This is a genomic window from Pseudomonas berkeleyensis (assembly GCF_014109765.1).
Classification (GTDB): Bacteria; Pseudomonadota; Gammaproteobacteria; order Pseudomonadales; family Pseudomonadaceae; genus Aquipseudomonas; species Aquipseudomonas berkeleyensis.
Window position 1 is genome coordinate 2,411,376 of the sequence record NZ_CP059139.1, and the last position, 12,576, is coordinate 2,423,951.

10 protein-coding genes are annotated in these 12,576 nt (G+C 65.6%); 6 read left to right on the forward strand and 4 right to left on the reverse strand.

All coding sequences use genetic code 11. From position 1 onward, the window contains the following. Window positions 1-10 precede the first annotated feature (10 nt). The 6 genes from HS968_RS11205 (at window position 11) to HS968_RS11230 (ending at window position 8,577) form a co-directional block, all read left to right on the forward strand. Window positions 11-895 carry an ABC transporter permease gene (locus tag HS968_RS11205; protein ID WP_182371292.1) on the forward strand — a complete coding sequence of 295 codons (885 nt, stop codon included), beginning with the start codon at window positions 11-13 and terminating at the stop codon, window positions 893-895. After that, window positions 892-2,550 (forward strand): dipeptide ABC transporter ATP-binding protein, encoded by a 1,659-nt coding sequence (locus HS968_RS11210; protein ID WP_182371293.1) that lies wholly within the window; start codon window positions 892-894, stop codon window positions 2,548-2,550. The genes HS968_RS11205 and HS968_RS11210 overlap by 4 nt, the downstream gene beginning before the upstream one ends. A 129-nt stretch (window positions 2,551-2,679) precedes the next feature. Then, window positions 2,680-3,882, forward strand: coding sequence for an acyl-CoA dehydrogenase family protein (locus HS968_RS11215; RefSeq protein WP_182371294.1), 1,203 nt, complete (start codon window positions 2,680-2,682; stop codon window positions 3,880-3,882). 97 nt (window positions 3,883-3,979) lie between these two features. Next, the gene (locus HS968_RS11220) at window positions 3,980-5,311 is read left to right on the forward strand and encodes an MFS transporter (RefSeq protein ID WP_182371611.1); all 1,332 of its coding nucleotides are present in this window, start codon (window positions 3,980-3,982) and stop codon (window positions 5,309-5,311) included. 395 nt (window positions 5,312-5,706) lie between these two features. Next, window positions 5,707-7,539, forward strand: coding sequence for an ABC transporter ATP-binding protein (locus HS968_RS11225; protein ID WP_182371295.1), 1,833 nt, complete (start codon window positions 5,707-5,709; stop codon window positions 7,537-7,539). A 30-nt stretch (window positions 7,540-7,569) separates the two neighbouring features. Then, window positions 7,570-8,577: an aldo/keto reductase gene (locus tag HS968_RS11230; RefSeq protein WP_182371296.1), complete on the forward strand. Its 1,008-nt coding sequence runs from the start codon at window positions 7,570-7,572 to the stop codon at window positions 8,575-8,577. 37 nt (window positions 8,578-8,614) lie between these two features. On the opposite strand, the gene HS968_RS11235 is transcribed toward HS968_RS11230, so the two are convergent. The 4 genes from HS968_RS11235 to HS968_RS11250 form a co-directional block, all read right to left on the reverse strand. Further along, window positions 8,615-9,358: a sulfite exporter TauE/SafE family protein gene (locus tag HS968_RS11235; RefSeq protein WP_182371297.1), complete on the reverse strand. Its 744-nt coding sequence runs from the start codon at window positions 9,356-9,358 to the stop codon at window positions 8,615-8,617. A gap of 68 nt (window positions 9,359-9,426) precedes the next feature. After that, the gene (locus HS968_RS11240) at window positions 9,427-10,275 is read right to left on the reverse strand and encodes an amidohydrolase family protein (protein ID WP_182371298.1); all 849 of its coding nucleotides are present in this window, start codon (window positions 10,273-10,275) and stop codon (window positions 9,427-9,429) included. After that, the gene (ssuD, locus tag HS968_RS11245) at window positions 10,272-11,402 is read right to left on the reverse strand and encodes an FMNH2-dependent alkanesulfonate monooxygenase (RefSeq protein ID WP_182371299.1); all 1,131 of its coding nucleotides are present in this window, start codon (window positions 11,400-11,402) and stop codon (window positions 10,272-10,274) included. The genes HS968_RS11240 and ssuD overlap by 4 nt, the downstream gene beginning before the upstream one ends. Before the next feature lie 66 nt (window positions 11,403-11,468). Further along, the gene (locus HS968_RS11250) at window positions 11,469-12,572 is read right to left on the reverse strand and encodes a sigma-54 interaction domain-containing protein (protein ID WP_182371300.1); all 1,104 of its coding nucleotides are present in this window, start codon (window positions 12,570-12,572) and stop codon (window positions 11,469-11,471) included. Window positions 12,573-12,576 lie beyond the last annotated feature (4 nt).

Consider the following 12,576-nt stretch of genomic DNA (forward strand, 5'->3'; position numbering starts at 1 on the left):
GAAGCCTGTCATGAGTCTTTCCTCTTCCGATGTGTTCGGCGCCGAGCGTCCGAGTGCGCGCCTGCGCTTGCCAGCCTGGTCGCTGCCGGCGCTGCGTCGCCCTGGATTGCTGCTGGCCGGGTTGTTCGTGACATTGCTGGTGCTGGCCAGCATCGAGCCGAGCTGGCTGGTGCACAGCGACCCGCTGGCTGCCAGCGCCCGCGATGCCTTCCGTGCACCGAGCGCGGCGCACTGGCTGGGTACCGACGAGAACGGCCGCGATGTGCTCGCGCGCCTGGTGCACGGCGCTCGTGCATCCCTGCTGATGGGCGTGGCGGCCACCGTCATCGCCCTGGTCGGCGGCGTGCTGCTGGGCCTGGCTGCCGGGCTTGGTCACCGCTGGCTGGACGCGGCGATCATGCGGTTCATCGACGTGCTACTGGCCTTTCCCGATCTGCTGCTGGCGCTGCTGATCATCACCTTCTGGGGGCAGGGCATGCTCAACGCGGTGATCGCCATCGGCATCGCCGGCATTCCGCGTTTCGCCCGCATGGTGCGTGCGCAGACCCTGGTGGTGCGCCGAGCGCCCTATGTCGAGGCGGCGCTGACGCTCGGTCTGCCGCGCCTGCTGGTGATCCTGCGGCATGTGCTGCCCAATGCGATCAAGCCGATCCTGATCCTCGCCACCATCAGCGTTGGCGGCAACATCGCCGCCGGTGCCTCGCTGAGCTTCCTCGGTTTCGGTGCGCCGCCCCCCGCGCCGGAGTGGGGGGCGATGCTCTCCGTGGGACGCAACTTCCTGGCCAACGCCTGGTGGCTGGTGGCCGCGCCCGGCATCGCCGTGACCCTGACCGTGGTGGCGATCACTGCGCTGGGCCGCGCGCTGTTGCGCCACAGCGAGGGCAAGGCACTATGACCACGCTGATTTCTCCCATCGCCCCGCTGATCGACGTCAGCGACCTGCGTGTTGGCTTTGCCGGCGCGGCGCCGGTGGTCAAGGGCGTGTCCTTCCAGCTCTACCGGGGCGAGTGCCTGGCGTTGGTCGGCGAGTCCGGCTCGGGCAAGAGCGTCACCTCACGCACTCTGGTCGGTCTGGCCGGGCAGGGCGCGCAGATCCAGGCGGCGCGCCTGCGTTTCGACGAGCAGGATCTGCTCACTTGCCGTGGACGTGATTGGCAGAGTATCCGCGGTGGGCGCATCGGCTTCGTCATGCAGGATGCCCTCGGTTCGCTCGACCCGCTGCGTCCGATTGGCCGCGAGATCGACGAGGCGCTGCGTTTGCATACCGAACTGACCCGCGAGCAGCGCGAGGAGCGGATCATCGAGCTGTTGCGTGCGGTTGGCGTGCCGCAGCCGGAGCTGCGTGCCCGCCAGTACCCGCACCAGCTATCCGGTGGCTTGCGTCAGCGCGCGCTGATCGCTTCGGCCATCGCCTGCGAGCCGGATCTGCTGATCGCCGACGAGCCGACCACCGCGCTCGATGCCACGGTGCAGGCGCAGGTGATGGATCTGCTGATCTCGCTGCGCAGTCAGGAACGGGCGATGCTGGTGGTCAGCCACGACATGGCCGTGGTGTCGCGCCTGGCCGACCGCGTGGCGGTGATGCGCCATGGAGAGATCATCGAGCAGGGGCCGGTCGAACAGGTGCTCTACGCGCCGCGCGAGGCTTATACCAAGAGTCTGCTGCGCGCAGCGGCGGCGGTGCATGTGCGGCGCGACCCGGCACTAACGAGCGACAATGCCGACGCCTTTGCCGAGCAACCGACGGTGGTCGAGGCACGCGAGTTGAGCAAGCGCTTCGTCGGCCCTGACGGAGAGTCTCGTACGGTGGTGACGCCGACCTCGTTCACCCTGCGCGCCGGCGAGACCCTGGGCATCGTCGGCGAATCCGGCTCGGGCAAGACCACCCTGACGCGCATGCTGCTGGCGCTGGAAAAACCTGATGGCGGCCAGGTCTTGCTGCGTGGCCGCCCCTGGCGCGAGCTGTCGTCCGCGCAGCAGCGCGAGGAGCGCAAGCGCATCCAGGTCGTGTTCCAGGATCCGCTGAGCTCGTTCGACCCGCGCTACACCGTGCAACGAGTGCTGGACGAAGCGTTGGCGGTGGCCGGCGTAGCCCGTGGCGAGGCACGTCGCCAGCGCGCCGAGGAATTGCTGCGGCTGGTGCAGCTCGATCCGGTGCTGCTGACGAGAAGGCCCATCGAGCTCTCCGGCGGCATGCGCCAACGTATAGCCATCGCCCGCGCCCTGGCTGCCGAGCCCGACGTACTGGTGTGCGACGAGCCGGTATCGGCGCTGGACGTGTCGGTGCAGGCGCAAATTCTCCAACTGCTCGCCGACCTCAAGCAGCGCCTGGGTCTGGCCTGCCTGTTCATCTCCCACGACCTGGGCGTGGTGCAGCAGGTCAGCGACCGCGTGCTGGTGATGAAGGACGGCGTGGTGGTGGAGAGCGGCCCGGTGCGCGAGGTGTTCGCCCGGCCCAGGCATGCCTACACGCGCACGCTGCTGGCGGCAATTCCCTTCCTGTACATCCATGAGGAGCGCGGCGTTCGTGTCGAAGCCATTGCTCATTGAGCCGCTCGGGATGTTTGCCATCGCTCAGGCACTGGCCGGAACCAGGGTATGAGCACGAGAAAGAAACTACGTCCGGGGACACAGCGTACCGTCGCGTCGCTGCAGTCCCCCCGCATCGGGATATTCGATATGAGCCTTCAGGCCAGCAGCATCACCGCCAACAAAACCCTCGACGTCGCCGACCTGCGACAGCGTGCCGAGAACCGTCTGAGCAAGATTGCCGAGGGCGTCGCCGAACGCGAACGCCAGCGCGTACTGCCGCAACAGCAGATCCGTGAGCTGGCCGCCGATGGCCTGCTGACCTGGCGCATTCCCCAGGCCTACGGTGGCAGTGGCGCCAGCGTGCGCGAGGTGGTGCAGTTCGTCGTCGACCTGGCCGCCGTGGATTCCAATATCGCCCAGGCACTGCGTCCGAGCTTTTCCTTCATCGAGGGGTTGCTGGTACGTGGCAGCGAGGCGGAGCGCGAGCGCTGGTTCCCGCGTTACCTGGCCGGTGAAGTGTTCGGCAACGCCGGCTGGGAGATCGGCGGCGCCAATGGCGCGATCAGCGCGCGCATCGTGCGCGAAGGCGAGCACTACCGCGCCAATGGCAGCAAGTACTACAGTACCGGCTCGCTGTACGCCGACTGGGTCAGTGCCGTGGCACTGGACGAGAACGAGCAGCCGGTGTCGTTCATCCTGCCGCGTGATCGCGAGGGGCTGGAGCTGGTCGACGATTTCGACGCCATGGGCCAGCGCCTCACCGCCAGCGGCACCACCCACCTGCATAACGTGCTCGTGCATCCGCACGAGATTCGCCAGCGCCTGGGCGAAGAGGGCCAGCGTTCTATCGTCACGCCGTTCCTGCAGCTGTTCCTGGCGGCGGTAGAGGCGGGTATCGCTCGCAATGCGCTGAACGATGCGGTGCATTTTGCCCGTGAGTACGCACGACCGATCAAGCACAGCACGGCCACGCGCTCGGTGGACGATCCCTACGTGGAGCTTTCGGTGGGAGAAATCTCTGCCCGTGCCTTCGCTGCCGAGGCGCTGGTGCTGCGCGCCGCGGAAAGTATCGACGCGGCCTGGGCCGAAGAGCTGAGTCAGGAGGCGATCACACGCGCGTCGATTGACGTGGCACAGGCGCAGTACCTGGCGGTGGAATCGGCGCTGAAGGCTGGCGAGCTGTTGTTCGACGTCGGCGGCGCTTCCACCACCGGGCGCGCGCACAACCTCGACCGGCACTGGCGCAACGCACGCACCGTGGCCAATCACAATCCACGCCACTGGAAGGCGGCGGTGGTTGGCGCCTGGCAGCTCAAGGGCACCCAGCCGCCGGCTTCCGGGTTGTTCTGAGGTGGGTTGCAGAGAACCTCTGGAGGTCAACCAGGCCGAACCCATTTCGACGCCATTCAGGCGCACCGTCCCGCTGATCATCGGCTGCGCGCTGTTCATGGAGCTGCTCGACGCCACTGCTGTGCTCACCGCCTTGCCGCAGATGGCGGTGGAGTTCGGCGAGCCGACGGTGCGCATGAACCTGGTGGTGTCGCTGTACCTGCTGGCGGTGGCGCTGTTCGTTCCGGTCAGCGGTTGGGCTGCGGATCGCTTCGGGCCACGACGGGTGTTCGTCGCCGCCATCGTGCTGTTCATGCTCAGCTCGCTGGCCTGCGCGACTTCCACCTCGTTGCTGCAGCTCTCGCTGTCACGCCTGCTGCAGGGGGCGTCCGGGGCGATGATGGTACCGGTGGGGCAGGTGATCCTGCTGCGCTGGTCGCGTCGAGAGCATCTGTTGCAGTCCATGGCGTTCCTGTCGATTCCCGCGTTGATCGGGCCGGTACTCGGCCCGCCGTTGGGTGGTCTGTTGGTCAGCGTGCTGTCGTGGCACTGGATCTTCCTGATCAACCTGCCCATTGGTGTGCTCGGTATCGCGATGATCCTGCGGCACCTTCCCGATTACCCTGCGCAAACCGAGGCGCAACTCGATGGCCGCGGTTTCCTGCTCAGCGGCATTGGTCTGGCCAGCCTGGTATTCGCCTTCGAGGCCATTGGTCACGGCCTGCTGCCGAGCCGCTGGATCATCGTGCTGCTGGTGCTGGGTATCGTTAGCGCGGCGCTTTACGTGCGTCATGCGAGGCGTGTGGCGCACCCGCTGATCGATCTGCGCCTGCTGCGCGTGCCGACCTTCGCCACGGCGATCTGGGCAGGCAACCTGTTTCGTCTGGGCAGTGCGTCGCAGCCGTTTCTGCTGGTGCTGCTGTTCCAGGTCGGCTTCGGCCTCAGCCCTCTGGTGGCTGGTCTGCTGACCTTGGCGGGTGGAGCGGGGGCGCTGACCATCAAGTTTCTCTCGGTGCGCATCGTCAAACGCTTCGGCTTCCGTCGCACGCTGATGGGCAACTCGCTACTGGCCGGTTTCTCCATCGCTCTGTGCGCGATCTTCGAGGCGCAGACACCGTACTGGCTGATCGTCCTGCTGCTTTACGTCGGCGGCATCATCCGTTCGCTGCAGTTCAGCACCCTGGGGGCGTTGACCTTCTCCGACGTACCGGCGGAGCTGACCAGCCGCGCCAGCAGCCTGTCGGCGATGTCCATGCAACTGAGCATGAGCCTGGCCGTGGGGCTGGCGGCGGTGCTGCTCAGCGCCATCATGAACCTGCGTGGGCACAGCGAGATCCAGTCTTCCGACCTGAGTCTGACCATGCTGCTGTGCGGTCTGCTGTGCGCGGCGTCCTGGTTGGTATTTCGCCGCCTGGGCCGCCAGGCCGGCAGCGCGGTGACAGGTGGATGAAACCCGGTAGGGTGCGCCGTGCGCACCAGCGTTTTGACGCGGTGCCGAAGACCGTGCGCACGGCGCACCCTACGGTCACCGGCGTATGGCATCCATACGGATGAGCAGCGCGAATGCTGCCTGTGCATGGCGCTGTCCTGTAGCGAACAGCGATTCAGCAAAGTGTTTCTGGCCACCGCTCGTCAATCTCCGTAGCTCCTCGCAACGGCCCGTTTTTCCTGCATTTGCAAGTTGGCATACAGCCTGCTTTGGCAGTAGGCCACTGTTGTTCGACCGTAAAAGACAAGGCCTGCCAACGAGGAGAACGGCGAACCTCTGTCGCTGACCCGTTTCACGCTGCCACTCACCTTTCGCGCGTAACTGCGCCCTCCATCTGCCGCAAGGACACCTGCGCCATGAGCGTTTTTCGCTTCAACCCCCGCCCTCCGAGCACCTTGCTCGACTGGAACATCCGCAGCCTGCCGGATACGCCGCTGCAGTTCGTGTTGTTTTTCGTCAGGCACTACCAGCCCTGGTACCTGGCCATCCTGCTGCTGCAGATTGCCGCGGTGATCTGTACGATCCTGGTGCCCTGGGGACTGGGGCAGATTACTCGGCTGGTCAGCGAGGGGTTGAGCGCTGAGCAGGCGCTGGTAGTGTTGCAATGGCCGGTGCTGGTGTTCGCTGGGGTAGTGCTGCTGGAGGTGCTGTTCACCCGCGGTGCCACCGGCGTGCATATCCGTGTGTTACCGCAGCAGCGGCGCACCGTGACCCATGCGGTGTTTGCCTACCTGCAACAACATTCCCATCGTTTCGTCAGCAGCGAGTTCGCCGGGGCGCTGGCGCATCGGGTGTCCGAGGTGGCGCTGGGGGTCAACCAGACCCTGAGCATCCTGCTGTTCGACCTGATCCCGCTGGTGGTGACGCTGAGTCTGGCCACCTTGCTGCTGTGGACGGCTTCTTCGCTGCTGGCCGCGTTCATGTTCGGCTGGTCGGTACTGTTCATCCTGGTCTGCTATCACCTGGCCAAGCGCAGCCACCCGCTGGCGCAGCAGTACTCGTCGGCGCGCAGCACCAGCACCGGCAAGGTGGTGGACGCGGTGACCAACCTGACCAACATTCGCCTGTTCGCCCGTCACTCCTACGAGCACGGCTATCTGGGCGATTTTCTTGAGCGCGAGGTGGGGGCGGCCTATCGCTCGTTCGGCTACATGGAGAAGATTCGCTGGTTCCAGTCGCTGTCTGGCATGTCGCTGAAGATCGGCGTGATGTTGTTGTCGCTGTATCTGTGGCGTAGCGGGCAGATCAGTATCGCCACCTTCGTCATGTCCACCAGCCTGTCGCTGCTGATCATCAATGATGTGGCCAGCCTGTCGCGGCGCTTTCTGGAGTTCTTCGAGGCCACTGGCAACATCGCCAACGGCGTGCGCACGCTGATCCGCCCGCATGAAGTGGTGGACAAGCCAAGCGCCGGCAAGCTGGAAGTGAGTCAGGGGCGGGTGGAGTTTCGCAACGTGACGTTCGGCTATGCGCCGGATAAGCCGATCTTCGAGCAACTCGACCTGGTCATCCCGGCCGGACAGCGGGTGGGGCTGGTTGGCTCGTCCGGTTCCGGCAAGTCGACGCTGCTCAACCTGTTGTTGCGTCTGTATGACGTGAACGGCGGCCAGGTGCTGATCGATGGCACCGATGTGCGTGAGGTCACTCAGCATTCGCTGCATCAGCAGATCGGCCTGATCCCGCAGGAGCCTGGGCTGTTCCACCGCAGCATTCGCGAAAACATCCACTACGGTCGGCTGGATGCCTCCCAGGAAGAACTGGCGGCGGCAATTCACCGCGCCGGTGCCAGCGCCTTCATCGAATCGATGGACAAGGGCTACGATTCGCTGGTCGGCGAGCGTGGGGTGAAGCTGTCTGGCGGCCAGCGGCAACGCATCGCCATTGCCCGCGTGCTGCTGAAGAACGCGCCGATCCTGGTGATGGACGAGGCCACCTCGAGCCTGGATTCGATTACTGAGCGTTTCATCCAGGACAAGCTGGACGAGATCATGGAGGGCAAGACGGTGATCGTCGTGGCTCACCGCTTGTCCACCGTTGCTCACCTCGACCGTATCCTGGTGTTCGACAAGGGCCGGGTCGTCGAGGATGGCAGCCATCAGGAATTGCTGAAGAAGCGCGGTTACTACCACCGCCTGTGGAGCCGTCAGTCAGACGGCATGTTCAACGAAGAGGCTGCCGAGGCGGTCTGAGTTTCTCCCACCTCTCTACAGGAGACAGCCATGAGTCACCGTTCCCTGGGCCGCAGCGGCCTGCAGGTTTCACCCCTGACCTTGGGTAGCATGATGTTCGGCGGGCAGACCGACGCCGAGGTGTCGCGGCGGATCATCGATACGGCCTTCGACCAGGGCATCAATTTCATCGACACCGCCGACGTCTACAACGCCGGGCGTTCCGAGGAGATCGTCGGCCAGGCCATTGCCGCCCACCGCGACGACTGGGTGCTGGCCTCCAAGGTCGGCATGGGCCAGGCCGATGGCCACGCCAACCGCAATGGTCTGAGCCGCAAGCACATCCTGCGCTCCATCGACGCCAGCCTGCGCCGCCTGGGCACCGATTACCTGGATATCTACTACCTGCACCGCGAGGATAACCAGACCCCGCTGGAGGAAAGCGTGTCGGCCATCGGCGATCTGCTGCGCCAGGGCAAGATCCGCTACTGGGGCGTGTCCAACTATCGGGGCTGGCGCATCGCCGAGATCGCCAATGTTGCCGAGCGATTGGGCGTGGCCAAACCCATCGTCAGCCAGCCGCTGTACAACCTGGTCAACCGCCAGGCCGAGGTCGAGCAGATCACTGCCGCCGCCTTCCACGGCCTCGGCGTGGTGCCCTACAGCCCGCTGGCGCGTGGTGTACTCAGCGGCAAGTACCAGCCCGGCGTGACCCCAGACGGCGACAGCCGGGCAGGGCGCAATGACAAGCGCATTCTCGAGACCGAGTGGCGTGACGAGTCGCTGCAGATCGCCCAGCAGGTCAAGCAGTACGCCGAGCAGCGTGGTGTCGGCGTGGTGGAGTTCGCTATTGCCTGGGTGCTGAACAACGCGGCTGTTCCCTCGGCCATTGTCGGGCCGCGTACCGAGGCGCACTGGGCCACCTACATCAAGGCGCTGGACGTTCGCATCACCGCCGAGGACGAAGCCTTCGTCGACTCGCTGGTGACGCCGGGGCATGCCTCCACGCCGGGCTACAACGACCCGACGCACTTTGTTTCAGGACGGCCGGTGCGATGATTCTGCGGCTACCACCACCGTAGCGTCTTTAGATGCTTTATGCAGACAGGATCATCTTGAGCCCAGCCACAATCAATATCACGTTCAGCACCAGTCGGATCTGGCTGGGCGTGAGCACCCGGCTACCCAGGCGGGCGCCGAGCAGGCCGCCGGCAACCGCCATTACTGCGAGTAAGGCAATGCCCTCGGGCAGGTAAAAGGAAGTCGCACTCCAGTGGCCAATCAGGGCAACGACGGAGTTGAGCAGGATAAACAGTGCGGAGACAGAGGCTGCGGTTCGCACCCCCGACCAGTTGAAGAACAGCAGTAGTGGCGTAATCAGTACGCCACCGCCTACGCCAGTCAGGCCAGACATCAGGCCGATCAGCGCGCCCCAGGCATAGGCAACGCTGCGCCGTGGTGCTTGCGGCTGGGTTTCAGCGCTGGGCTTGCGCAGAAAAGATAGGCCGCCTGCGATCAGCAGAAGGACGCCCAGCAGATATTCGAACCACTGCTGCGGCAAGGTCAGGTAGCCGCCAAGCAGCGCCAGGGGCAGGGCGCCAAGTGCGAAGGGCCAGAATAGCGGCCAGTCGAAGTGTTTGTCCTTGACGAAACGCCAGCTCACCACCAGGGAAACCAGGGTGTTGAGGATCAGTGCCGTGGGTTTGATGCTCTCGGGTGCATAGCCCAGCAGGGCCATGACCGCTATGTAGCCGGAGGCACCTGCCTGGCCCGCGCAGGCATAGAGCAGGGCGATGGCGAGAAACAGCAGGCAGGTCAGCAGTGTGGGAAGGTCGGTCATAGGCTCGGCAGTTTACCCAGGCGCTGGCGGTACTGCGGATAATTCCTCGCCCGCCAACGCCCGCTTTTTCAAGCGAACCCGAACAAGCGCTCGGCATTGCCGCTGAAGAACTTCTCCACCACCTCATCCTTGAGCCCCAGGCGCTGGGCATCCTCGATGCTCTGGCGGATCGGGCGGAAGGTGTAGGACGAGCCAAACAGCAACTGCTCGGCGAGAAAGCCGTTGGCCGCCTGCACGTAGCCTTCGCTGCCGGGCAGGAACAGGTACATGTCCGGCACCAGGTGGATGTTCTCGTAGCGGAATGCCACGCCAATGGCCTGCTGCACGTTGGGCCAGTAGCCGTGGTAGACCACGATCTGCAACGCCGGGAACGCTCGGGCGACGGCGGCCAGGCGCGCGGGATCGTTGTAGCTCGGATCCGGCGTGGTCGGGCCGCTCATCAGGAACAGGGGGATGCCGCGCTTCTGCAGGTGCTCGTAGATCGGCCAGTACAGCGGATCGTCCGGGTGCCGCGCCGGGTCGCCGAAGCCGGGCTCCAGGTCGATGCCGGCCAGGCCAAGCACGTCGATGGCGCGGTCGATTTCCGTCAACGCAGCGTCGATGCCCTGCAGCGCCGGCTCCACTGATCCGATACCGAGCAGTTCGTCGTGGCCATGGACGATGCCGTGGATCGTATCGTTGGGCAGGTGCTGGCTTGGTGTATGGCGGCCAACCACCACAGCCTTGTGCAGGCCTGCCTCGCGTACTTCGGCCAGGAAACCTTCGGGCGTCAGCGAACGCTCGAAGTGATCGTCCGAGCCACGGGTGCCGACGCGGCGGTTGAGCCATCGGGCGACGTCATGTTCGGGCGAGCCGGGTACGCCACCGAAGAAGGGGTGCAGGTAGGCTGGGCGACAGCGCAGGTCGATGACCTTCATGCGACTTTCTCCTTGCCGGCGCGCACGTCGAACGCACCACCGGTGAACGCGCCTTCGACGGTGACCTTGCCCTTGCCGGGCAGCAGCGGGAACACCAGTTCAGCGAAGCGGTAGGCTTCTTCCAGGTGCGGGTAGCCGGACAGCACGAAGCTGTCGACGCCCAGATCCGCATATTCCAGCAGGCGTGCTGCGACCGTTTCCGGGTCGCCCACCAGCGCGGTGCCAGCGCCGCCGCGCACCAGACCGACACCGGCCCAGAGGTTGGGTGCGACCTCCAGTTTGTTGCGGTCGCCACCGTGCAGGGCGGCCATGCGCCGTTGGCCCTCGGAGTCCATCTTGGCGTAGTTGGCCTGGGCCGCGGCGATGGTGGCTTCGTCCAGATGGCTGATCAGCTCGTCGGCGGCGGCCCAGGCCGCATCAACGGTTTCACGCACGATCACGTGCAGACGCACGCCGAAGCGCACGGTTCGGCCCTGTTTGGCCGCGCGGGCGCGCACGTCGGCGATCTTCTCGGCCACGGCGGCCGGTGGCTCGCCCCAGGTCAGGTAGGCATCGACGTGCTTGGCCGCCAGTTCGTGGGCGGCAGGCGAGGAGCCGCCGAAGTACAGCGGCGGGTAGGGCTTCTGCTGCGGCTCGAAGAAGTTCTGCGCGCCGCGTACCTTGAGGTGCTTGCCGTCGAAGTCGACCTTTTCGCCCTGTAGCAGGCGGCGCCAGATGCTGAGGAATTCATCGGAGGCTTCGTAGCGCTCGTCGTGGGCGAGGAATACGCCGTCGGCTTCCAGTTCGGTGGCATCGCCGCCGGGCACCACGTTGAGCAGCAGGCGACCGCCGCTGGCCTGATCCAGGCTCGCCGCCTGGCGGGCCGAAGCAGTGGGGTTGCCCAGCGAGGTGCGCAGCGCCACCAGCAGCTTGATGCGCTGGGTGACCGGCACCAGGCTGGCGGCGGTCACCCAGGGATCGAGGCAACTGGCGCCGGTGGGAATCAGCAAACCGTCGTAGCCGAGCTGGTCGGCGGCCACGGCGATCTGCCGCATGTAGACGTTGGTGGCCGGGCGACCACTGCCGGAGTGACCGAGGTAGCGGGTGTCGCCGGAGGTGGGCAGGAACCAGAAGATGTCGAGACTCATGATGTTTTCCTCGTTGCTGTGGTTGGGCAACGCAAGGTAGGTAGTGAGCCGATGGGCGCCGGCTTCTTATATCGATAGCTGTACCGCCCGATTGGGCCGTGTGGGGGGCTCCGGCCTGCGTCGGTTGACCACCAGTTCGCCGATGGCGATCAGCCGTGCGCGGGTGACGTTGCGGCTCAGGCCCAGCAGGCTGGCGGTGTGCACCTGGTTGCAGTGGCAGAAGCGGTAGGCGGCACGCAGCAGGCTGTCCTCGACCTTTTCGTGCAGGCCACCGGCCTGCTCTTCGAACAGGCGGTGAAAGGCGCGCAGCAACTGCTCGTCAGCGCTTTCGAGGGTGGCGGCCTGCGGCTGATCCTGGCGCTCGATGCGCATGTGCGACAGGCGCAGATCGTCGTCCTGCACCAGGCCGTTGCGGCACACCAGCAGGGTGTGGTGGATGACGTTCTCCAGCTCGCGGATGTTGCCCGGCCAGTCGTAGCTCACCAGTTTGCGCTCGGCCTCGGGGGACAGGCGCACTTCGCCGTAGCCCAGGCGGCTGCAGTAGGTTTTGATGAAGTGCCGGGTCAGCGGCAGGATGTCGCCCGGGCGCTCACGCAGCGGGTAGAGCTGCAGGCTGACGACGTTGAGGCGGTAGTAAAGATCCTCGCGGAAGTTGCCGGCGCCGATGGCCTTGTCCAACTGCACGTTGGTGGCGGCGACCACGCGCACGTTGATCGGGATGCTCTTGCGCGAGCCCAGGCGCACCACCTCGCGCTCCTGCAATACGCGCAGCAGCTTGACCTGGATGGCCATGGGCAGATCGCCGATCTCGTCGAGGAACAGCGTGCCGCCGTTGGCTTCCTCGAACCAGCCGGCCTTGGCCGCCAGGGCGCCGGTGAAGGCGCCTTTCTCATGACCGAACAGTTCCGCCTCCACCAGCGACTCGGAGAAGGCGCCGCAGTTGACCGCCATGAAGGGGCCGTCGCGACGGCCGCTGAGGTTATGGATATGGCGTGCGACCAGCTCCTTGCCCGTGCCGGTTTCGCCGATGATCAGGACGCTGGCCTCGCTGGGGGCGACCTGTTGCAAGTGGGCGAGAAGCGCCTGCGATCTAGGGTCTTCGAAGACCTGTGCGGTCGCCCGGATCGAGGTAGCCAGTGTCGGCGAGGGGGGGAGGGTCAGCAGTTGCATGGGC

Excerpts from the sequence above, each read along its gene's own strand:
- HS968_RS11210 (WP_182371293.1), top strand. The coding sequence starts at position 892 with ATGACCACGCTGATTTCTCCCATCGCCCCGCTGATCGACGTCAGCGAC.
- HS968_RS11205 (WP_182371292.1), top strand. The coding sequence starts at position 11 with ATGAGTCTTTCCTCTTCCGATGTGTTCGGCGCCGAGCGTCCGAGTGCG.
- HS968_RS11230 (WP_182371296.1), top strand. The coding sequence starts at position 7,570 with ATGAGTCACCGTTCCCTGGGCCGCAGCGGCCTGCAGGTTTCACCCCTG.
- HS968_RS11220 (WP_182371611.1), top strand. The coding sequence starts at position 3,980 with ATGGAGCTGCTCGACGCCACTGCTGTGCTCACCGCCTTGCCGCAGATG.
- HS968_RS11215 (WP_182371294.1), top strand. The coding sequence starts at position 2,680 with ATGAGCCTTCAGGCCAGCAGCATCACCGCCAACAAAACCCTCGACGTC.
- HS968_RS11250 (WP_182371300.1), bottom strand. The coding sequence starts at position 12,572 with ATGCAACTGCTGACCCTCCCCCCCTCGCCGACACTGGCTACCTCGATC.
- HS968_RS11225 (WP_182371295.1), top strand. The coding sequence starts at position 5,707 with ATGAGCGTTTTTCGCTTCAACCCCCGCCCTCCGAGCACCTTGCTCGAC.
- HS968_RS11240 (WP_182371298.1), bottom strand. The coding sequence starts at position 10,275 with ATGAAGGTCATCGACCTGCGCTGTCGCCCAGCCTACCTGCACCCCTTC.
- ssuD (WP_182371299.1), bottom strand. The coding sequence starts at position 11,402 with ATGAGTCTCGACATCTTCTGGTTCCTGCCCACCTCCGGCGACACCCGC.
- HS968_RS11235 (WP_182371297.1), bottom strand. The coding sequence starts at position 9,358 with ATGACCGACCTTCCCACACTGCTGACCTGCCTGCTGTTTCTCGCCATC.